General features: G+C 68.6%; 18 protein-coding genes and 1 rRNA gene. 10 read left to right on the top strand and 9 right to left on the bottom strand.

Features of this window, described 5'->3' with window-relative positions:
• Window positions 1-135 precede the first annotated feature (135 nt).
• The 5 genes from ABZU32_RS33300 to ABZU32_RS33320 all read right to left on the bottom strand — a co-directional run bounded on the left by ABZU32_RS33300 (window position 136) and on the right by ABZU32_RS33320 (window position 5,794).
• A complete protein-coding gene (locus tag ABZU32_RS33300) occupies window positions 136-1,149 on the bottom strand; it encodes a dipeptide ABC transporter ATP-binding protein (RefSeq protein WP_354845339.1) in 1,014 nt (337 codons plus the stop codon).
• Window positions 1,133-2,170, bottom strand: coding sequence for an ABC transporter ATP-binding protein (locus ABZU32_RS33305; RefSeq protein ID WP_354845336.1), 1,038 nt, complete (start codon window positions 2,168-2,170; stop codon window positions 1,133-1,135). The genes ABZU32_RS33300 and ABZU32_RS33305 overlap by 17 nt, the downstream gene beginning before the upstream one ends.
• A 16-nt stretch (window positions 2,171-2,186) precedes the next feature.
• Window positions 2,187-3,107 carry an ABC transporter permease gene (locus tag ABZU32_RS33310; RefSeq protein WP_354845333.1) on the bottom strand — a complete coding sequence of 307 codons (921 nt, stop codon included), beginning with the start codon at window positions 3,105-3,107 and terminating at the stop codon, window positions 2,187-2,189.
• Window positions 3,100-4,041 carry an ABC transporter permease gene (locus ABZU32_RS33315; protein WP_354928580.1) on the bottom strand — a complete coding sequence of 314 codons (942 nt, stop codon included), beginning with the start codon at window positions 4,039-4,041 and terminating at the stop codon, window positions 3,100-3,102. Before ABZU32_RS33315 ends, ABZU32_RS33310 begins: the two co-directional genes overlap by 8 nt.
• A gap of 112 nt (window positions 4,042-4,153) precedes the next feature.
• Window positions 4,154-5,794, bottom strand: coding sequence for an ABC transporter substrate-binding protein (locus ABZU32_RS33320; protein WP_354845328.1), 1,641 nt, complete (start codon window positions 5,792-5,794; stop codon window positions 4,154-4,156).
• Window positions 5,795-6,245: 451 nt separating this feature from the next.
• On the opposite strand from ABZU32_RS33320, the gene ABZU32_RS33325 reads away from it, so the two are divergent.
• The 4 genes from ABZU32_RS33325 (at window position 6,246) to ABZU32_RS33340 (ending at window position 9,113) form a co-directional block, all read left to right on the top strand.
• On the top strand, window positions 6,246-7,205 hold the full coding sequence (locus tag ABZU32_RS33325) for an ABC transporter permease (protein WP_354845325.1): 960 nt from the start codon (window positions 6,246-6,248) through the stop codon (window positions 7,203-7,205).
• Window positions 7,198-8,031: an ABC transporter ATP-binding protein gene (locus ABZU32_RS33330; protein ID WP_354928582.1), complete on the top strand. Its 834-nt coding sequence runs from the start codon at window positions 7,198-7,200 to the stop codon at window positions 8,029-8,031. Before ABZU32_RS33325 ends, ABZU32_RS33330 begins: the two co-directional genes overlap by 8 nt.
• Before the next feature lie 166 nt (window positions 8,032-8,197).
• Window positions 8,198-8,731, top strand: coding sequence for a YbhB/YbcL family Raf kinase inhibitor-like protein (locus ABZU32_RS33335; RefSeq protein WP_354928585.1), 534 nt, complete (start codon window positions 8,198-8,200; stop codon window positions 8,729-8,731).
• Between the two features lie 196 nt (window positions 8,732-8,927).
• A complete protein-coding gene (locus ABZU32_RS33340; protein WP_354845316.1) occupies window positions 8,928-9,113 on the top strand; it encodes a hypothetical protein in 186 nt (61 codons plus the stop codon).
• Window positions 9,114-9,418: 305 nt separating this feature from the next.
• On the opposite strand, the gene ABZU32_RS33345 is transcribed toward ABZU32_RS33340, so the two are convergent.
• Window positions 9,419-10,762, bottom strand: coding sequence for a lysine 2,3-aminomutase (locus tag ABZU32_RS33345; protein WP_354928588.1), 1,344 nt, complete (start codon window positions 10,760-10,762; stop codon window positions 9,419-9,421).
• Window positions 10,763-10,934: 172 nt separating this feature from the next.
• Between ABZU32_RS33345 and ABZU32_RS33350 the strand changes: the two genes are divergently transcribed.
• From ABZU32_RS33350 to ABZU32_RS33365, 4 genes are all read left to right on the top strand, one after another.
• Window positions 10,935-11,534, top strand: coding sequence for a DUF1707 domain-containing protein (locus tag ABZU32_RS33350; protein ID WP_354928591.1), 600 nt, complete (start codon window positions 10,935-10,937; stop codon window positions 11,532-11,534).
• 108 nt (window positions 11,535-11,642) lie between these two features.
• The gene (gene plsX / locus ABZU32_RS33355; RefSeq protein WP_354845307.1) at window positions 11,643-12,662 is read left to right on the top strand and encodes a phosphate acyltransferase PlsX; all 1,020 of its coding nucleotides are present in this window, start codon (window positions 11,643-11,645) and stop codon (window positions 12,660-12,662) included.
• Between the two features lie 264 nt (window positions 12,663-12,926).
• Complete coding sequence (gene argS / locus ABZU32_RS33360; RefSeq protein WP_354845305.1) at window positions 12,927-14,660, top strand: arginine--tRNA ligase; 1,734 nt, start codon at window positions 12,927-12,929, stop codon at window positions 14,658-14,660.
• A gap of 329 nt (window positions 14,661-14,989) precedes the next feature.
• Window positions 14,990-16,897: a hypothetical protein gene (locus tag ABZU32_RS33365; protein WP_354928593.1), complete on the top strand. Its 1,908-nt coding sequence runs from the start codon at window positions 14,990-14,992 to the stop codon at window positions 16,895-16,897.
• 66 nt (window positions 16,898-16,963) lie between these two features.
• Here the strand turns inward: ABZU32_RS33365 and ABZU32_RS33370 are convergent, their stop codons facing one another.
• Both ABZU32_RS33370 and ABZU32_RS33375 read right to left on the bottom strand, forming a co-directional pair.
• The gene (locus ABZU32_RS33370; protein WP_354928596.1) at window positions 16,964-17,257 is read right to left on the bottom strand and encodes a hypothetical protein; all 294 of its coding nucleotides are present in this window, start codon (window positions 17,255-17,257) and stop codon (window positions 16,964-16,966) included.
• On the bottom strand, window positions 17,254-17,634 hold the full coding sequence (locus tag ABZU32_RS33375; RefSeq protein ID WP_354928598.1) for a cell division protein SepF: 381 nt from the start codon (window positions 17,632-17,634) through the stop codon (window positions 17,254-17,256). Before ABZU32_RS33375 ends, ABZU32_RS33370 begins: the two co-directional genes overlap by 4 nt.
• A gap of 165 nt (window positions 17,635-17,799) precedes the next feature.
• Here ABZU32_RS33375 and ABZU32_RS33380 point away from each other — a divergent pair, with 165 nt between their 5' ends.
• Entirely contained in the window at window positions 17,800-18,600 is an 801-nt protein-coding gene (locus ABZU32_RS33380) for a PhzF family phenazine biosynthesis protein (protein ID WP_354928600.1), read from the top strand.
• 493 nt (window positions 18,601-19,093) lie between these two features.
• The gene (locus tag ABZU32_RS33385) at window positions 19,094-19,798 is read left to right on the top strand and encodes an alpha/beta hydrolase (protein WP_354928603.1); all 705 of its coding nucleotides are present in this window, start codon (window positions 19,094-19,096) and stop codon (window positions 19,796-19,798) included.
• Window positions 19,799-20,577: 779 nt separating this feature from the next.
• Here the strand turns inward: ABZU32_RS33385 and rrf are convergent.
• A 5S ribosomal RNA gene (gene rrf / locus ABZU32_RS33390) occupies window positions 20,578-20,656 on the bottom strand; the annotation flags it as partial.

The raw sequence follows: 20,656 nt of genomic DNA on the forward strand, positions 1-20,656 counted from the left end.
AGGGAAGGGGACCGGCTCAAAGGCGCCCGAACCCGCGCGAGCGGAGCGAGCGCCAGAAACACAGACCCCTCCGCGGACCTGCCGTGGAGGGGTCTCTCGTGGGCCGTGCGGCCCAGGCGTACCGGGTGCGCCGGGTCAGGAGGCGTGGATGACGTCGTACGACTCGGCGAAGTGGCAGGCGCTGAGGTGCCCGCCGGCGCGGATCTCCAGCAGCGGCTCCTGCTCGGCGCAGATGTCCTGCGCCTTCCAGCACCGGGTGCGGAAGCGGCAGCCCGAGGGCGGGTCCGCGGGCGACGGCGGGTCGCCCTGCAGGATGATGCGCTCGCGCGTCTCGCGGCCCTCGGGGTCGGGGACCGGCACGGCCGACAGCAGCGCCTGCGTGTACGGGTGAGCAGGCCGCTCGTAGATCTGCTCGTCCTTGCCCAGCTCGACGATCTTGCCCAGGTACATCACCGCGACGCGGTCGGAGATGTGCCGGACGACCGACAGGTCGTGGGCGATGAAGATGTAGGCGAGGTTGAACTCGTCCTGCAGCCGCTCCAGCAGGTTCATCACCTGCGCCTGGATCGACACGTCCAGCGCCGAGACCGGCTCGTCGCAGATGATGATCTCCGGCTGCAGCGCCAGGCCGCGGGCGATGCCGATGCGCTGCCGCTGGCCGCCGGAGAACTGGTGCGGGTACCGGTTGATGTGCTCGGGGTTGAGGCCGACGACCTCGAGCAGCTCCTGCACCTTCCTGCGGCGGTCGCCGCGGGGCGCCACCTCGGAGTGGATCTCGAACGGCTCCCCGATGATGTCGCCGACAGTCATACGGGGGTTCAGCGAGGTGTAGGGGTCCTGCATGACCATCTGGATGTTGCGGCGCATCCGCTTGAGGTCTCCCCCGTGCGCCCGGGCCATGTCGGTGCCGTTGATCTTCACCTCCCCCGACGTGGGCCGCTCCAGCGCCATGAGCAGCTTGGCGAGGGTGGACTTCCCGCAGCCCGACTCGCCGACGACGCCGAGCGTCTCGCCGCGGTGCAGGTCGAAGGAGACCCCGTCCACCGCCTTGATGGCGCCGATCTGGCGCTTGAGAACGATGCCCTGGGTCAGCGGGAAGTGCTTGACCAGGTCACGAACCTCGAGGATCCGCTCACCCGAGGGTGCCATCGAGGACCTCCCGGTAGTAGTGGCAGGCGCTCCCGCGCGTCCCGCTGATCTCGTACAGCGGAGGCACGTCGGTCACGCAGTTGTCGCGACGGTAGGGGCAGCGGGGGTGGAAGGCACAGCCCGATGGCATGTTGAGCAGGTTGGGCGGCAGCCCCTTGATGGCGTAGAGCTCCTGGCCCTTCATGTCGACCCGGGGGATCGAGTCGAGCAAACCCTTGGAGTAGGGGTGCGCCGGGCTCTTGTACAGGTCGTGGACCGGGGCGTGCTCGACGATGCGCCCGGCGTACATGACGGCGATCTTGTCGGCCACGTCCGCCACCACGCCGAGGTCGTGCGTGATGAGGATCAGGCCCATGTTGCTCTCGCGCTGCAGCTCGGCGAGCAGCTCCATGATCTGCGCCTGGACCGTCACGTCGAGCGCGGTCGTCGGCTCGTCGGCGATCAGGACCTCGGGGTCCAGCGCGATCGACATCGCGATCATGATGCGCTGGCGCATGCCGCCGGAGAACTGGTGCGGGTAGTCGTTGACGCGCTGCTTGGCCGCGGGGATGCGCACGCGGTCCATCAGCTCGACGGCCTTGTTCATGCCGTCGCGCTTGGACATGCCGCGGTGGACGCGGAACATCTCGCTGATCTGCCAGCCCACGGTGAACACCGGGTTCAGCGCGGAAAGAGCGTCCTGGAAGATCATCGCGATGCGCTGGCCGCGGATCTGGCTGCGGGCCTGGTCGGAGAGCTTCAGCATGTCGGTGCCGCGGAAGCGGACCTCGCCCTTGGGGATGCGGGCCGGCGGCATGTCCAGGATGCCCATGATGGCCTGGGCGGTCACCGACTTGCCCGAGCCCGACTCGCCGAGCACGGCGAGGGACTCCCCGGCGTTCACCGTGTAGCTCACGCCGTTCACGGCCCGCACCACGCCCTGCCGCGTGGCGAACTCCACGTGCAGGTTGTCCACCACGAGCAGGGGCTCGTGCGCGGGTCCGGTTTCCTGGGGGTGGGTGTCGATCGACGGGTTATTCACCTTCGGTTGCCCTCTCCTACCGCAGCTTCGGGTCTAGCGCGTCTCGGACCGCGTCACCCAGCATGACGACGCTGAGGATGGTCAGGCTGAGGAACAGCGCCGGGAAGATCAGCGGGAGCGGCGCCTCCAGGAAGCGGTTGCGCGCGTCCGCGATCATCAGGCCCCAGGAGATCTGCGGCGACTGGATGCCCACGCCGAGGAAGGACAGGGCCGCCTCGGCGGCGATGAACGCGCCCAGGTTGATCGTGGAGACCACGATGACCGGCGCGACGGCGTTCGGCAGAATGTGCCGCAGCATGATCCGCCCGGGTCCGGCGCCGAGCGCGCGGGCCGCCATCACGTAGTCCTGGTGCTTGGCCGTGATGACCGCCGCGCGCATGATGCGCAGGATCATCGGCCAGGCGAGCAGGGACAGGGCGAGCACGACGCTGCCGATGCCGGCGTTGTCGCGCCCGATGACCGCGAGGATCAGCAGGGCGCCGAGGATGGAGGGGATCGCGAAGAAGATCTCGGCGATGCGGGAGAGCAGGATGTCGACCCAGCGGCCGTAGAAGCCGCCGATCAGGCCCAGGGCGCCGCCGATCAGGGCGGTGACGATGGCGCTGACGAACCCGACGATGATCGAGACCCGGGCGCCCCAGATGACGCGGGAGTACACGTCGCAGCCGAGGTTGTCGGTGCCGAACCAGTGCTCGGGGGTGATTCCCTTGCGCGCCTGCGCCAGGGAGCAGGTCTTCGCGTCGACCCCGACGGTGTCGAACAGCCCCGGGAAGGCCGAGATGGCGACAAGCAGCACCAGCATGGCGGCGCCGATGAGGAAGACCGGGTTGCGCCGCAGGTCGTACCACGCGTCCGACCACAGGCTGGCGGGCTTGCTCTCCTTGGCAGGCTCGGCGGGTTGCGACGGAGCCAGCGAAGGAAGGGTGTCGTTACTCATAGCGGATCCTGGGGTCGAGGACGGCGTACAGCAGGTCGACGACGAGGTTGGCCACGATGTAGATCAGGACCAGGACCGTCACGATGCCCACCACGACGGAGTTCTCCTGCAGGTACACCGACTGGAAGAGCTGCTGGCCGATGCCGGGCAGGTTGAAGATCGTCTCAGTGATCACCGCGCCGCCCATGAGCGTTCCGAGGTCCGCGCCCAGGTAGGTGACCAGAGGGATCAGCGAGTTCCGCAGGGCGTGCCGTGCGAGCACCCGTCTCCTGGGCATGCCCTTGGCGATGGCCGTGCGCACGTAGTCGGCGCGCAGCGTCTCCATCAGGCTCGTCCGTGTCAGGCGGGTGAGGTAGGCGATGGAGATCATCGCCAGCACGAACCCGGGCACCATGTAACTTCGCAGCCCGTCCTGGATGCCGGCCACCGGGAAGAAGTCGATGCCGGTGCTCTGCTTCAGCTTCACGCCGAGCACGAGCTGCAGGACGAAGCCGCTGACCAGCGTGGGGACCGACACCATCAGCAGGGTGACGGCCAGGATGGCCTTGTCCTCCCACCTGCCGCGGCGCAGCGCCGCCCACAGGCCGAGGCCGACGCCGATGATCGCCTCGAAGATGAGGGCGGTGACCGACAACTGGAGGGTGACCTGGAACTTGCCCTCGAAGATGGTCGAGACCGGCAACCCTCGGAAGGTGGTGCCGAAGTTCCCGCTCAGAATGTCGCGGATGTAGTAGCCATACCGCACGATGAGGGGGTCGTTGAGGTGGAATTGCTCCCGGAGTGCCGCCGCGAACACCGGGTCAACGCGTTTTTCGCCGGCCAGCGCCTGGAGGGGATCACCCGGAAGCGCGTAGACGATGGCGAAGATGAGGAATGTGGTGCCCAACAGCACAGGGATCGCCTGGAGAAGGCGCCTGATGACGTAGCGGCCCATCTAGTCTCCCGATCATTACAAAGGGCAGCCCGCCGCAACCAACAGAGCTGCCCTCGTGGGTGTCGCCCACTCCGGGTGGTTCAGGGTACCCAACCACCCGGAGTGGTTGACGTCAGGCCTTCTCGACGTTGAACAGGTCGATCCGCTCGAACGGGTCGATCTTGACGTTCTTCACGTGCTGCGAGTATGCGCCGTTCGTCTGGTAGAAGTACACAGGGATGTACGGGAGCTCCTTGAGCACCAGGTCATCGGCCTGCTGGTAGAACTTGACGCCCTCGTCGAGGGTCTTGGCCGCGTCGCCCTGGGTCACCAGGTCGTCGAACTCCTTGCTCTTGTAGCCCGAGTAGTTCGAGCTGCCGCCCGAGCCGAACTGCGGACGCAGGTAGTTCTCCGGGGACGGGTAGTCCATGATCCACGCCATGCGGAAGGCGCCCGGCCACTTCTTGTTGCCCAGGTCCTCGAGGATCGTGGCGAACTTCTCGACCGGCTTCGGCGTCACCTCGGCGCCGAGGTTGGTGCGCAGGTTGTTGGCGACGGCCTCGATCCACTCCTTGTGGCCGCCGTCACCGTTGTAGCCGATCTCGATGGTGCCGGCCTTCGGCCCGCCGGCCTGCTCGAACAGGGCCTTGGCCTTGGCGGGGTCGTAGGTGCAGGCCTCGCCGCAGGCGCCCTGGCGGTAGCCGGAGACGACCGGGCTGATGAAGTCGTCGGCCGGGACGCGGGTGCCGGAGAAGACCGTCTCGGTGATCGTCTTGCGGTCGATCGCCATGGAGATGGCCTTGCGGATGTCGGCGTTCTTGGCGTAGTCGCCGCCGCTCTTGATCGGGAAGCCGATGTAGCCGATGCCCGACGACGGCTGCTCGATGTAGCGGTCGCCGAACTCCTGCTTGGCGGTGGAGATGGCCTCCGGCGGCAGCTGGTCCATGATGTCCAGGTTGCCGGCGCGCAGGTCGTTGAACGCGGTGCTCAGGTCGGTGTAGATCTTGAAGTCGACCGCGTCGATCTTGGCCTTGCCCTCCTTGAAGTTGTCGTCGCGGACCAGGGAGATGGTCTGGTCCGTGCCGCGCTTCCAGGGCTTGGAGATCTTGAAGGGGCCGTTGCCGATCGGGTTGCCGCCGAAGTCGGCCTTGAGCTTGCCTTCGCCCTCGAACGCCGCCTTGGGGAGGGGGTAGAACGCCGTGTAGCCCAGCATCGTCGGGAAACCGGAGAAGGGGTTCTTCAGCTCGACGGTGAAGGTCTTGTCGTCGACGACCTTCAGGCCCTTCAGGGCGGTGGCGGTGGGGGTCTTGCCCTCGCCCGGGTTCAGCTCGTCGTAGCCGACGATGCTGCCGAAGAAGTAGTTGCCCTCCTGGGCGTTGGCGCCGTTGGCGGTGAAGTTCCAGGAGTCGACGAAGTTCTGGGCGGTGACGGGCTCACCGTTGTGCCACTTGTACCCGTCCTTGAGCTTGATCGTCCACGTGGTGGAGTCCGGCGACTCGATGGACTCGGCGACGCGGTTGTACGGCTTCTTGTCCGCGTCGTAGTCGACGAGGCCGACGAAGAGTGCGTTCAGCACTTCGGCGCCGCTGGTCTCGGTGGTGTTGCCCGGGATGAGGTCGTGCTGCGGTTCAGCGATCTCGACCCTGACCGCGCCTGCGTTGCCTGCGGCGCTGGAGCTGGTACCGGTGCTGCCGCCGCTGCCGCCGCACGCCGCAACCGCGAGCGCCAGCAGTGCGGTCCCGGCGACGATCTGTGCGCCCTTGGTCACACGCATCGTGGATTAATCCTCCCTCTAAGGTGGGCGTTAGGACTGAGCCGCTCATGTCGGGCACGCCTCCCAGGGGATCGATCCCTGGAGTTCGCGGACACGGTCAAATCAGTTGACGCCCTGCCAGACGACCGCGAGCATTCCTCACTACTTCTCACCAGCGAGTCTCTGGCGCATTGCAGTTCGGTCACACGTGCCCCTGACGGACGTCACACGCATACCAACTAGGCTGTCAATAATGCCCTGATACGGCATAAAGCAGTCACCAAGGTACACAGGCCGGGATGTGATCGCACATCCAGGCCGGGTGGCCGCTTTCGGCCATCTCAGGTACCGAGCTGCGATGACACGGCCCCGCGGCCATGATCGGCGCCGCCTCGGCGGACGGCTTCCGCTCAAGAGCGATCAAGTGGGACCGTAGGCATCTCATTCACCGGTATCCAATAGAGTCCATCCCATGAGTCAGCCGGAATCCGCTGTAGCGGACTCCCGGGCGGGCGACCGGGCGGGCGGCACCTCTCCCAACGGGAAGGAATCGCTGTCCGCGCTCGCCGAGCGCCACGGGTTGCGACGCGCCATCGCGCGTCCCAGTCTGCCCGTCTACCTGCGCCAACTGTGGGACAGGCGGCACTTCGTCCTCACGTACGCCACGTCGCGTAACGTCTCGAAGTATTCCGACTCGGCGCTGGGCCAGCTTTGGCAGGTGCTGACGCCGCTGCTGAACGCCGCCGTCTACTTCCTCATGTTCGGCGTGATCCTGGGGCAGAAGAAGGACCTCACGAACTACACCGCCTTCCTGATCACCGGTGTGTTCGTCTACTCCTACACCCAGCGGTCGATCACCGGCGGCGCCAAGTCCATCTCGGGGAACCTCTCGCTCATCCGGGCGCTGCACTTCCCCCGCGCCGCGCTCCCTCTGGCCTACACGATCCAGGAGTTCCAGCAGCTCGCCATCTCGATGGGCGTGCTGTTCGTCATCGTGCTCGTCACGGGCGAGCCACTGACCTGGGCCTGGCTGCTGATCCCCTTCGCTCTGCTGCTGCAGACGATCTTCAATGTCGGGATAAGCCTGCTCCTCGCACGCGTCGGAGCATTCGTCCGCGACATGAACCAGTTGCTCCCGTTCATCCTGCGCACCTGGCTGTACACCTCGGGCGTGTTCTACAGCATCCCGGCCAAGATGAAGGGCAGCCCCGAGTGGGCGCGCTTCCTGCTGGAGTTCAACCCTCCTTCGGTCTTCATCGACCTGATGCGCCACCTGCTGCTGCGCAGCTACGGCCATGACCTGCAGGTGCACCAGTTCCCGCACAGCACCCTGCCCCAACTGTGGCTATACGCTGGCTTCTGGGCCGCGGTCGCACTGATCGGCGGCTTCTGGTACTTCTGGCGGGCCGAGGAGAGGTATGGCCGTGGCTGAGCTGACCAAGGAGCCGTCCCAGATGGCCCACCCCCAGGACGAGGCGCCCGAGCCCGCCCCCGCGAGCGCTCCCGAGCGCGAGCCCGGCACGCCCACCGTCGTCGTCGACGACCTGCACATCGTCTACCGCGTGTACGGCGCGGCGAGCGACGCCGAGAAGGGCAACGCCGCCAACGCCCTCATGCGGCTCATCCGCCGCCAGGGCCGGCCGCAGATGAAGGAGGTCCACGCCGTCAAGGGCGTGTCCTTCGTCGCCCGGCACGGTGACGCCATCGGCATCATCGGCCGCAACGGATCGGGCAAGTCCACGCTGCTGCGGGCCATCGCCGGCCTGCTGCCGCCGCACAAGGGCTCGGTCTACACCAACGGCCAGCCGTCGCTGCTCGGCGTCAACGCCGCGCTGATGAAAGAGCTCACCGGCGAGCGCAACATCGTGCTCGGCTGCTACGCGATGGGCATGACGCCCGCGCAGGTCAAGGAGAGGTACGACGAGATCGTCGAGTTCTCCGGCATCGGCGAGTTCGTCCAGTTCCCCATGTCGACCTACTCCTCCGGCATGGGCGCGCGGCTGCGCTTCGCCATCGCCTCGGCCAAGAGCCACAACGTCCTGCTCATCGACGAGGCACTCGCCACCGGCGACCGCGACTTCAAGCGCAAGAGCCAGGAGCGCATCCACCAGATGCGCGAAGAGGCCGGCACGGTCTTCCTCGTCGCCCACAACCTCGACGTGATCGAGGAGACCTGCAACCGCGTCATCTGGCTGCACAAGGGCAAGATCAAGATGGACGGCGACCCCGCGACGGTGCTCGCCGCCTACAACTCCTGACCGGCCGGCCGGTCGATCCCGCGTGAAGGCGCCCTCACGGCCTCGTGAGGGCGCCTTCACGGCTTTCCGGTCCTTCCCCTGAGGCGCGGCGCCCGTCGATCGTCTGAGGGCCGTCTCAGAGGGCAAGATGGGGAGGTCCGGAACGTCCTTCCTTCGGAGGTCCATCGTGGCCAACCAGCCACCGATCCCCTATGACTTCTTGCCCGAGGTCCCCGCGCTGACCGTCGAGAGCGACGACGTGCGCGACGGCGAGCGTCTGTCCGACGACCACGTGTTCGACGACTGGGGCATGTCAGGGCAGAACATCTCGCCGCACCTGCGCTGGTCGGGCGCGCCCGAGGGCACCAAGAGCTTCGCCGTCACCTGCTACGACCCCGACGCGCCCACGACCAGCGGCTTCTGGCACTGGCTGCTGTTCGACATCCCCGCGAGCGTCACCGAGTTGCCGGCGGGCGCGGGCGGCGGGGAGAACAAGGGCCTTCCCGAGGGCGCCGTCCACGGTCGCAACGACTACGGCCTGCGCGAGTACGGCGGCGCCGCCCCGCCGCCCGGCGCGCCGCACCGTTACCTGTTCGCCGTGCACGCCCTGGGCGTGGACAAGCTCGGGGTCGGCGAGGACGCCTCGCCGGCCGTCGTGGGCTTCACCATCGTGGCCAACACGCTGGCGCGCGGCTACATCGCTCCGGTCTACGAGACCTGACGGTTCCAGGGGGCCTGACGACTCTGGGGGCCCGACGGCTCCACAGGGTCTGACGGCGCCGGAGTGGCCCCGCGCGCGTACCGGTACGGACGCGGCTAGACCGTACAGAAGTCCGGACACGCCCGGTGAATCTGCTGACACCCCGCACGCGATTCCACTATGATTCGAACGAAGATTCGAGCCGAGGGAAACCGTGATGGAGTGGGGGTGCGGGGTGCGAGAGCTGGCGAACGCGATCGATAACCTGTCCGCCGAAGACCCGTCGGACATTCCGCGGGGCCTGCTCGCCGAGCAGCTCATCGAGCTGCACTGGCAGATGGCCCGACTTCAGGCCCAGATCGCCCGCCGCACGTACGTGCGCGCTCCGGCGTCCGACGCCTGATATCCGCATATCCGCCGGTCCGCCGCCTGGCGGCCGACAACCGAGACCGATCCGCCCGCCGAACCCAGCGCTTCCCCACATGTCCGAATATCCGAACAGATCCGGTCGCACGAGATCCGACAGATCCGGTCGAGCGAGATCCGTTCGGCGGAGGCCCACCCAAGGCTTCTGTTCGAAAGGCCGCTGTTCGAGAACGCCCCCCGTCGCGAAGACGTCGGTTCGCAGACGTCCGCCCGTAGACCGCGAGCGGCCGGCGCCCACCCGGGGCGCCGGCCGTTCCGCGTCACGCGCGTCCGCGGGGGCGGTCAGCGCGGCGGCGGCTCCTCAAGGGCCGGGCGGACGCCGGCCGCCGGCGCCGTCTCGAACGGGAACCGGTCGGCGAAGGCGGGGCGCAGGTCGCTCAGCCACACCGCCTCGGGGTCGTAGTGCGCGAAGAACGGCCGCCCGGCGAGCGCCGGGTCACGGGCCTGGATGAGGTGCAGGACGAAGACGCGCGTGCCGGCGACCTCCGCGACGCCGTCGACGCAGACCTTGCCGGGCGTCGCGGACATGGACGGCCCCCGCACCGTGCGGCACAGGCCCGACACCTGCGTGTAGGCGTCCCGGAAGATCTCGTACCCGCGCGCCAGCGGCACCGCGAAGTAGTCCTGCGGGCCGGTGTCGCGCTCGACGAACATGTAGTAGGGCACCATGCCCAGCGCGTGCTGCCTGCGCCACATCTCGGCCCAGATGCCCGGGTCGTCGTTCACGGTGCGGATGAGCGGCGCCTGCGTGCGGATCACCGCGCCGGCGTCCCTGATCGCCCGCACGGCCGTCTGCACGAGCGGCGACTCCATCTCGCGCGGGTGGGAGAAGTGCGCCATGAACGCCAGGTTCTTGCCCGACTCGGCCACCGAGGAGAACAGGCGCAGCGTGTCGGCCGCGTCCGGGTCGGTCACGAAGCGGCCCGGCCAGTACGCCAGTGACTTGGTGCCGACGCGGATGGACTCCAGTTGCTCGAGCCCCAGCAGCGGCTCGACGTACCGCCTCAGCACGGCGGCACTCATGATCATCGGATCGCCGCCCGTGAACAGGACGCTGGTGATCTCCGGGTGCTCGCGAACGTGGCGGACCAGCGCCTGGGCGTCGTCGGAGGCCATCTTCAGATCAGGCTCGCCGACGAACTGGGCCCAGCGGAAACAGTAGGTGCAGTACGCGTGGCAGGTCTGCCCCTGCTTGGGGAAGAACAGCACGGTCTCGGGATATTTGTGCTGCATGCCGGCCACCGGTTCGCCGCCGACCCGGGGCATGTTGAGCTCCATCTGCCCGGCCGGGTGCGGGTTCATCCGCATGCGGACGGCGCGGACGGTCGCCTGGAGCTCGTCCCGGGGAGCCTCCGACCGCAGCAGCGCGGCGATGCGCGACACCTCGTCGGAGGGCAGCATGTCCTCCTGGGGGAAGACCAGCCGGTAGATCGGGTCGTCGGGGATGTCCGACCAGTCGATCAGCTCGTCGACGACGTAGGGGTTGACCCGGAAGGGCAACACGGTCGCCACCGCGCGAACGCGCAGCCGGGTCTCGGCGTTGAGGTGGCCACGTTTGAGCAGATCATCCAGATGTTTCGCCGTGTAGGCCTTGAACCCGCGTGTACCGGTCTGTGTCAGGGTCACTCGAGATTTTCCTCTCTTTGGGGATCTCCGGTAAACCTGATGCGCCTGTTGAGCGTCTTACGCTTTTCTGTACGGACGCGCCAACGTGTCGGCCTGGTTCCGTCCGACCGAAAAGCCTCGGTAAAACCTTCCGGATATCGCGACATATCTTGAGTTGGGCTACGCTGGCCGAGTGAGCTCCCTTACGCCTTTCGAGTCAGGCGACACCGCACAGCGCGCATCGGACGCCGACCGCGACCGCGTCGCCGCGGTCCTCGGTGAGGGACTGGCCACCGGCCGCCTCACCAGCGTCGAGCACGCCGACCGGCTGGAGGCCGCCTACACGGCCGTCACCGTCGGCGACCTGGTCCCCCTCACCCGCGACCTGCCGTCCACGCTCGGCTCGTCCTCCTCGGGCTTCAGCGCCGAGCAGCAGGAGGTCGCCGCCGTCTTCAGCAAGGTCATCCGGAGCGGCCGATGGGTCGCCGGGCGGCACACCACGCTGCGCTCGACCTTCGGAGCACTGATCATCGACCTCACCGACGCCGTCCTGCCCGGGCGCGAGGTCACCCTCGAACTCAACTCCTTCTGCGGCAAGCTGATCGTCCGGGTCCCCGCCAACGCCCGGGTCATCGACGAGGGCAGCGCCGTGTTCTCCAAGCGCCACGTCTCCGGCGGCGCGCAGGGCGGCGACCCCGACGGGCCGCTCATCCGCGTGACCGGCCGCGCCATGTTCGGCAAGGTCGTCGTCTCCCGCGAAGCCCAATGGCACTGGCCCTGGCGCGACAGCTGACCGGCGGAGGTCTCCAGCGTCGGCGCGACGACCGGTGGGCGGTGGCCGACCACCCCGCGTGGCCACCTACGATGCGGGACACACACTCATTCCGCGCGAGGTGACCGCTTGGACGGCATTGCGCCGATAGCCCTTGACGCCATGGGAGGCGACAACGCCCCCGGCGAGATCGTGGCCGGGGCCGTGCGGGCCGTACGCGAACACGGCGTGCCCGTCGTCCTGGTCGGCGCGCCCCGGCCGATCGCCGAGACCCTCGCCGAGCACGACGCCGTCGGCGAGATCCCCATCGTGCGGGCCGAGGAGGCCCTCACCATGGACGAGGGCGCCCTGGCCAGCCTGCGCCGGCCCCGGTCCAGCATCGCCCTCGCCTGCCATCTGGTCCGGCGCGGCGACGCCTCGGCGGTCGTGTCCGCCGGCTCGACGGCGGGCGTGGTGGCCACCGGGAAGCTGCGGCTGCGGGCACAGCAGGGAGTGCTGCGGCCGGCGATCGCCGTCCCGCTGCCGACCCGCCCCCACCCCACCGTGCTCCTGGACGCCGGAGCCACCGCCGACGCCAAGCCCGAGATCCTCGTGCAGTTCGCCCACCTCGGCGTCGCGTACGCCGAGACCGCGCTGGGCCTGACCTCACCGCGCGTCGGGCTGCTCACGATCGGCGGCGAGCCGGGGAAGGGCAACAAGCTCACCAAACGCGCCCACGAGCTGCTCACCGCCGTCCCCGGCATGAACTTCACCGGGAACGTGGAGGGCCACGACCTGCTGGGCGGCGAGGTGGACGTCATCGTCACCGACGGCTTCACCGGCAACGTGGCACTCAAGACGATGGAGGGCGCGGTCCGGTACGCCTTCAGCGAGCTGCGCGAGACCCTCGAAGGCGGCCGGATCTCCCGCCTGGCCGCGGCCCTCCAGCGCGGCCGGCTCCGCGACCTGCGCAAACGGCTGGACCCCGAGGCGTACGGAGGCGCGGTGCTGCTCGGGCTCAACGGGACCGTGGTGATCGCCCACGGCTCCTCGACGGCCAAGGGCATCGCCGCGGCCTGCGTCCTCGCCGCCACGCTCGCCCGCCAGGGCACCGTCCCCCGCGTCGGCGACCGCATCGCCACCACCCAGCGCTCCCACCGCCGCTGGTGACCTCTCCCTGCGAGGGAGAGCCGTTCGCCGGGGGCCGGTCGTCCACAGGTGTGGTCGGTCCACAGGAGGGGTTTCAGAGATCGGAGAACCACCCGCGGGGACGGATTCTCGAGAAACGGGGATCCGCAGGGAAGGTCGGCACAGTGGATCACCAACGGAAGGGGAAGCACCAGAGACCGTCCCACAGACCGGGACCCGTCCGACTCGTCCACAGGGCCGGATATCCATTCTCGGCGGCGGATGATCAGCGGATATCCTTGTGGCATGACCGACCCGCAGCTCGTGCTCACCGAAAGGGTCCAGCGGGCGCTGGGCGCCGCCTTCGGCCCGGAGTACGCAGGCGCCGACCCGCTGATCCGGCCCTCCCAGTTCGCCGACTACCAGGCGAACGTGGCACTGAGCCTGGCCAAGCGGCTGCGACGCGCGCCGCGGGAGGTCGCCCAGGCCATCGCCGACGCCCTGGACGCCGGCGACGTCTTCTCCACGGTCGAGGTCAGCGGCCCCGGCTTCCTCAACATCACGCTCAACGACGAGTGGGTCGCCGCCCAGGCCCTGCACACCCTGGAAGACCCGCGCAACGGGGTGGGGCTGAGCACGCCGCCGGCGACCGTCATCGTCGACTACTCCGCGCCCAACGCCGCCAAAGAGATGCACGTCGGCCACCTGCGCACCACCATCGTGGGCGACTCCCTCGTGCGCATGCTCGAGCACCTCGGCAACCATGTCGTCCGGCAGAACCACCTGGGCGACTGGGGCACGCAGTTCGGCCTGCTCATCGAGCACCTGCTCGACATCGGCGAGGCCAATGCCATCGCCCAGCTGCAGGCGGGCGAGACCAACGAGTACTACCAGGCGGCCCGGGCCAAGTTCGACTCCGACCCCGAGTTCAAAGAGCGCTCGCGGCGGCGGGTGGCCACCCTGCAGGGCGGCGACCCCGAGACCATGCGGCTGTGGCACATGTTCATGGACGCCACGATCCGCTACTTCAACAAGGTCTACGACACGCTGGGCGTCACCCTCACCGACGACGACATCGCCGGCGAGAGCATGTACAACCCGATGCTCGCCGAGATCTGCGCCGATCTCGAGGCGTCCGGGGTGGCCGTGATGAGCGAGGGCGCCCTCTGCGTCTTCCCGCCGGGTTTCACGGGCAGCGACGACAAGCCGTTGCCCTTGATCATCCGTAAGAGCGACGGCGGGTACGGCTACGCGACGACCGACATGGCCGCCGTCCGCTACCGCGTCCGCGACCTCAAGACCGACCGCATCCTGTACGTGGTGGGCGCCGACCAGTCGCTGCACTTCCAGATGGTCTTCGCCGCCGCGCGCATGGCCGGCTACCTGACCGACGACGTCTCCGCCGAGCACATCCAGATCGGCATGATGCTCGGCGCCGACGGCCGCCGGTTCCGCACCCGCAGCGGCGAGTCGGTCAAGCTCACCGACCTCCTCGACGAGGCGGTCGAGCGGGCCTCCGCCGCCATCGCCGAGCGGGGGTACGACGAGGCGACCCGCGCCGAGATCGCGCGGGCCGTCGGCATCGGCGCGGTCAAGTACGCCGACCTGTCGGTCAGCCACGACAGCGAGTACATCTTCGACTTCGACCGCATGCTGTCCTTCACCGGCAACACCGGTCCGTACATGCAGTACGCCACGGCGCGCATCCGGTCGATCTTCCGTAAGGGCGGCGTCGACCCCGCCACCGTCGCCGGGCCCATCGTCCTCGGCGAGCCGGCGGAGCGTGAGCTCGCGCTCCAGCTCCTCGGCTTCGGCTCGGTGATCGAGAACGCCGCCGCCCTGGCCGAGCCGCACCGGGTCTGCGCCTACCTCTTCGAAACCGCGAGCGCCTTCACCGGCTTCTACGAGAAGTGCCCGGTCCTGCGCGACGACGTCCCCCCCGCCACCCGCGCCTCCCGCCTGGCCCTGTGCGCCCTCACCCTCCGCGTCCTGGAGACCGGCCTGACCCTCCTGGGCGTGCCGATCCCCGAGCGCATGTAACCGCCGCCCCTTTCCCCTGCCCATCGACCTTTCCCCGCCCATCGACGTGGGCCCCGGACGACTCCTCCGGCCCGTGCGACTCGTACGGGCCGACGCCCAGGCCGGCCGTCGGTGGGCCGACGCCCAGGTCGGCGCGGCCGGAGGACAATGTGCCGGCGGGCCGCCGGGCATCGACCGACATGACGGCATCAAGTTACTCACGTGTGTCGGCGTGCCGCCAGGCATGGCTGGGCTGGAAGAACTAACCTGGGCGCGGTCATGGGAGTGCCCGCCGAACCCTCGCCTCCGGGGGCCTTCCTCACGCCTTCGGGGAGTTGCCCGCTTTGAGCATGGATCTGACCGCGAACCCCGACCTCCCTCGGGCCGCGGACGCTGAGCACCCACAGCAGCACAACGGAGAACCTCAAGGGTCGATCACCGAGCCACCCGACCACGACGGCGGCCCCTTTGAGGCACCCGACCACCGTGTCGCCCTTTCCGAAGCAGCTGACCACGGTGTCGCCCTCTCCGAGACACAGCACCACGGCGGCGCCCCCAGCCGGCCGCACCACCACGACGGCGAGCTCTCCGAGTCGCAGCACCACGACGGCGACCTCTCCGAGTTGCAACGGTACGCCGAGGCGCTGATCACCCAGCTCGCAGCCGACGGCACGGCGCCTCCCGCGCCTCCCAGCGTCCTGGACGTCCGCGGTCGCTGGCTGGCCCCCGCCATTGAGGCGCTTCTTCTGATCCTGTCCGGTGAGGACGCGCTGGACCCCCTCACCCGGGCCGCTCAGCTCGATCAGGCCGACACCGCGCTGTTCCTGTGCCTGTCCCTCGCCGTCAGCGGGCACGGCGACCGCATCCATGCCTCATGGCTGGGCACCGCCTTCGGCGAACTGTCGACCGACCGCCCTGTCGAACCCGGCCAGCGGGCCCTGTGGATGGCGGCCGCGCGCGGCGCCTACGGACCGGCCGGAAAGATCTTCGTCCTCCGCAAGCTGGACGCCGCCGCCGTGCCCTCCACGGCCGAGCCCGACCGCTGGCTGACCGCCCTGGTCCCGGGCGACCCGCCTCCGGCGGCCACCGCCCCCTCATCCACCCCGGCCGGCACGGGATCACCGCCGAACGGCGCCGCCTCGCCTACGCCCACCAACGCGACACCCGCTCCAAACGGCACCCCATCTCCTCAGAGCAGCGCCGCATCCCCGTCGAGCGATGCCGCACAACCTCCGAGCACCGCGACATCGCCTTCGACCGACGCGGCTTCGCCCTCGGTCTCTCCCGCATCCCCTCCAACCGGCACCACATCCCCGTCAAGCGATACCGCATCGGCTCCAACCGGTACCGCATCGGCCTCGCCCGCGGGGTCCTCGGCGGCGTCAACGCCATCGCAGGCCGCGGCGGCTTCGCCGGAGGCCGTGGCACAGGCTCTGGCGGAGTCACCGGCGCTCTCGGCCCTTCCCGCGCTGGCCGAGGTCTCAGAGCTGACGCGGCCTGTCCAGGCCGCGGCGCGGCTGGCCCGGCTGCTCGAACGGTGCGCCGAGATCACCGCGACGCGCCCGGCGGCCACTCCCCGGCCAGACCGCCCCGGCCCCTGGCCGGACACCGAACCGGTGACCGTCCTGCGAGCGCTCATCGGATTCGAGGATCCGGGCCCGCTCGGTTCGCTGACAAGTCACCTTCTGGAGGACGTACGGTCGGGCTCCGACCCGCACCTCGCGGCGATCGCCTTCCACGTCGCCGCGCCCGTCGTACGAGCCGCCGCCGAAGACCTGGCTCAGGCGACCCGCGTGACGCCGCCCGACGAGATCATCGTGCCGATACACGGGCATGACGTCATCCTCAGGCCCGAGGGCGCCGACGAGGCCACCCTCGCCGCCGCCGAAGCGAAGATCAGAGCCGAAGGAGCGGCACGCCTGTCGGGACGCTGGCTGGTGTACGCGCCCGCCCTGCTGCCCATCGTGGCGGTCGTGCTCGCCTTCACCGTCTCCGAGCTGTTCGCCGTAGCCGGGCTCGTTCTCGGAGGGGTGGCCGGCTACATCCTGTGGCGCCGCAGCGTCCGGGAACAGGCCGAGGCACGTCGCGTCGAAACCGAGATCACCCAACTGCGCGAGCAGGCCGAGGCGGCCATGTGGGCGCTCCACGACTACGCCCGAGAGGCCGGCGAACGGGCCGACAAGGCGTCCGAGAACCTCACCGCCCTCAGCCGCCTCCTCCGCAGAGGCCCAGCGGTCGCCACCGACCACCGCCCCTGAAAGTCGCTGATCGTCATTGCCCCTGAAGGGCGCTGAGGGTCACGCGGACATAGGACGCACCGGCGGTCAAACAGCCGATGTCGGCCCGGAGGTCGCCTGCTCGGAGGTCGCCAGAAGGTCGCCATGGCCGATGGTCACCAAGTGGTCGTCACACTCGATGACGGCCAGGTCGTCGTCATGATCAGCGGCGGCCACGCGACCGCCACAACGTGAGGCGGCGGTCGAATGGCCGCCACGGCCGGTGAGGGCCAGGGAGTCGTCACCCTCGATGACAGCGAAGTGGTCGCCATGACCGGCGGCGCACCAGTGATCATCACACCCGACGACGGTCAGGTGGTCGTCATGGCCGCTGCCGGTCACGTCGTGCTGATCTCAACGTCGGCGGGGGCCAGAAGGAACACCTTGTCGGCGATGCGCTCGATGCGCCCCTCACAGCCGTATGTCAGGCCGGCGGCGAAGTCGACCATCCGCGTCGCCTCGGCCATGGACATCCCGGCGACGTCCATGATCACCGCCTGACCCTCCCTGAAGTGCTGCCCCACGAGAAGCGCGTCGGAGTACTTCCGCGGACGGATCATGACAATCCGCGCGGGGTCCCCACCCGACCCCCAGCGCCTGGCGGCCCGTTCCGACGCGGGCATCCACTCATCCTCGTACTCGTCATAGTCGTAGGGCTCGTCGTACTGATCCCCATCGCCCATGCCAAGGTAGCTCACCACCCTGCGCACTGCCCCCATCGGCTGTCCTTTCCGCGAGAACCGGCCACATTCGCCGTGCCCCGACACAAATGACCGTAACCGACGTGCCGCCTGGGGCGGCGCGACACGCCCATGTGCTTTTGATTTTGCCCGGCTTTCGCTCCCGTATCGACCGGTTATCTGGGGGTGGATAGGGTCGAGAGCATGCGTATCTTCACCGTCGATTCGTTCACCGATCAGCCGTTCAAGGGTAACCCGGCGGCCGTCTGCCTGCTGGACTCTGGGAGATCCGACGAGTGGATGCAGGCCCTGGCCAGCGAGATGCGACACTCCGAGACGGCCTTCGTCCTCGGGCAGGGCGACGGCCGGCCCCTCTCTCTGCGATGGTTCACCCCTACCGTCGAGGTGGCATTGTGCGGCCACGCCACCCTGGCGGCCGCACATGTCTTGTATTCGACAGGGGCGGCGTCAGGACCGCTCGAGTTTTCCACGAGAAGCGGAATCCTGACCACCAAACTTCTTGATCACGGTCGTATTTCGATGGATTTCCCGGCTTACATGCCCACCGAGATCTCCACTCCGGACGGCCTGGTGGAGGCGCTCGGAGTGCCGGTCGTCTGGGTCGGGACGGGCCCCTTCGACATCCTCGCCGTGGTGGAGTCCGAGCAGGTCGTACGCAGTTTGGCCCCCGACATCGACGCGCTCGCGACTCTGAACGCGCGGGCCGTCTGTGTCACCGCCAGAGCAACGGACGCCTCGGGCGGCGTCGACTACGTTTCCCGGTTCTTCGCCCCCGCAGCCGGCGTCCCGGAGGACCCGGTAACCGGTTCGGCGCACTGCATGCTCGGCCCGTACTGGTCGGGAAAAATCGGCGAAAAGTCACTTGTAGGCGCACAACTATCGCAACGTGGCGGCATCGTCCACACCACCCTTCGCGACGACGACCACCTCGAACTCAGCGGCAGCGCCATCACCATCTGGTCCGGCGCCCTCGACATCCCCTAGCCATCCTCACCGTCCCACCGGCCCCCCGCCGAGCTTCTCCATGCCACCACGAGACTGCGAACCGAACAGACCAAGCCGTCACCAGATGTTCACCGGGACCACCGGGCCACCTATGTCCATGGTGACCGCCTCCCCACTCCGGCAACCCGCCGCCGGCGCCGACCGACTCGTGACACCGACCGACTCGTGACACCGGTGGATGCAGTGACACCGGTCGATGCAGTGACACCGGGCGATCCAATGACACCGGCCAACCGCTGCCCGCGGGATCGAGGACACGGCCACGATCGAGAACACAGCCGAGATCGAGGACACAGCGGGACTCATGAGATGGCCGGCCTGGTGAGATCAGCCGGCCTGGTGACGCCGCCGAGAATGTCAGCCCCGTCGCCTAACCTCAGCCACGAACGGCGATTGCGGTCCACCCGTCGATCTTCCCGGAGCCAGATGGCAGCTCGTCGCCTGGATCGGGATGTGAGCACCGGAAGGTGGCATGATGGCCACATTTGTCTTGATCCACGGCGCTGGCGATGTCGGCTGGTACTGGCACCTGGTGGAGGCCGAACTGCATGCGCGAGGCCATGACGCCATCTCGCCGGACCTTCCATGCGACGACGACTCGGCCGGCCTGCCCGAGTACGCCGATGCCGTGGTCGGCGCGATCGGCGACCGGACCGATCTGATCATCGTCGCGCAGTCGTTCGGCGGCTTCACGGCCCCGCTCGTCTGCGACCGCGTGGCGGCGCGGCTCCTCGTCCTGGTCGCGCCCATGATCCCCGCGCCGGCGGAGGCGCCCGCCGGTTACTCGGCCCGCACGAGATACGAGGAGGAGACGCGGGACCACTACGACGATGCCATCGCCCTGTTCTACCAGGATGTTCCGCCGGAACTGGCCACTGAGGCGCTGAAACGGGCGCGCGCCCAGTCCGAGGTTCGGATGGGGGAACCTTCGCCACTGCGAGCCTGGCCAGATGTCCCCACACGCGTTCTGATCTGTCGTGACGACCGCATGTTCCCGGCTGCTTTTCTTCGCCGCGTCGCCCAGGAGCGCCTGGGGATCATCCCCGAGGAGATCGACGGTGGGCACACCCCCGCGCTGAGCCGCCCGCACGAACTGGCGGACCGCCTCGAAGCGTACGCCGCCGAGCAAGGCCTGTTCGCTCACCCGTCACTGGCGGCGCAGCCTGACTCCCCGTGAGTTCGGGATCGGCGTCGATCTTCGCCAAGCCGGCGGGCAGCAGGAGGCCGAGTGGCGGAGTGTCCCCTAACAGGAGGCCGGCCGGCATCAGCGACCATGAACCGCCGGGGGGAGTAGGTACCAGCTCCACTATCACCCCGTCTGATGGACGACCGGGGGTGGGCGACAACCCTCGGACCACCCACTCGCATGCCGGGCTGAGCCGTGCCACTCCGCTGGTGACAGCCGGTCGGTTGCCCCCTCTCAGATCCGGGTCGCCCTGGGATGGGTGTGCTGGCGTGGGCGCGGGCGGGAGAGTCATGTGTGACGTCGCAGAACGGTGCCGACTCCACCGACCACCCTCCTGCCTCCACTGCCACCCGTCTGATGGACGCTCGGGGGTGGGCAGTAACCCTTGGACCACCCACCCGTATGCCGGGTGGGTCCCATTCGGCTTCACCGGTTCTCCGTGCGAGCGCGGCTGGGCCGGTTTTCCCGATCCTGATCGGTGGGGATGGGTGTGCGGGGTGGGGTGGTGTTGGAAGGGGCGCCGTAGGACGGCGCCGGTGCCGACGGCAATCGTCCCGCCGTGCCTCGCCGTGTAACCGGTCTTCAGCCGGGTGAACCCCATCGGCTTCTGGACCCGGGGACAGTAGGCCTGCCGGACTGTCAGCGGGCCGGCCAGTCGGTTAGGCGGTCGGCCGGGGGTCTGAAGGTGAATCACCCCTGAAATGCAGGTAGGCCATCCACACCGTGGATGGCCTACCTCGCATAACACACATAACTATCTATCAAGTTTTGTCCGGCGGTGTCCTACTCTCCCACACCGTCCCCGGTGCAGTACCATCGGCGCTGGAAAGCTTAACTTCCGGGTTCGGA

Source organism: Sphaerisporangium sp. NPDC005288 (genome assembly GCF_040607475.1).
Lineage (GTDB): Bacteria > Actinomycetota > Actinomycetes > Streptosporangiales > Streptosporangiaceae > Sphaerisporangium > Sphaerisporangium rhizosphaerae.

Coding starts and splice junctions, on each gene's coding strand:
- ABZU32_RS33300 (WP_354845339.1), bottom strand. CDS start 1,149: ATGGCACCCTCGGGTGAGCGGATCCTCGAGGTTCGTGACCTGGTCAAG.
- ABZU32_RS33310 (WP_354845333.1), bottom strand. CDS start 3,107: ATGAGTAACGACACCCTTCCTTCGCTGGCTCCGTCGCAACCCGCCGAG.
- ABZU32_RS33315 (WP_354928580.1), bottom strand. CDS start 4,041: ATGGGCCGCTACGTCATCAGGCGCCTTCTCCAGGCGATCCCTGTGCTG.
- ABZU32_RS33320 (WP_354845328.1), bottom strand. CDS start 5,794: ATGCGTGTGACCAAGGGCGCACAGATCGTCGCCGGGACCGCACTGCTG.
- ABZU32_RS33325 (WP_354845325.1), top strand. CDS start 6,246: ATGAGTCAGCCGGAATCCGCTGTAGCGGACTCCCGGGCGGGCGACCGG.
- ABZU32_RS33340 (WP_354845316.1), top strand. CDS start 8,928: ATGGAGTGGGGGTGCGGGGTGCGAGAGCTGGCGAACGCGATCGATAAC.
- argS (WP_354845305.1), top strand. CDS start 12,927: ATGACCGACCCGCAGCTCGTGCTCACCGAAAGGGTCCAGCGGGCGCTG.
- ABZU32_RS33365 (WP_354928593.1), top strand. CDS start 14,990: ATGGATCTGACCGCGAACCCCGACCTCCCTCGGGCCGCGGACGCTGAG.
- ABZU32_RS33375 (WP_354928598.1), bottom strand. CDS start 17,634: ATGGGGGCAGTGCGCAGGGTGGTGAGCTACCTTGGCATGGGCGATGGG.
- ABZU32_RS33380 (WP_354928600.1), top strand. CDS start 17,800: ATGCGTATCTTCACCGTCGATTCGTTCACCGATCAGCCGTTCAAGGGT.
- ABZU32_RS33385 (WP_354928603.1), top strand. CDS start 19,094: ATGATGGCCACATTTGTCTTGATCCACGGCGCTGGCGATGTCGGCTGG.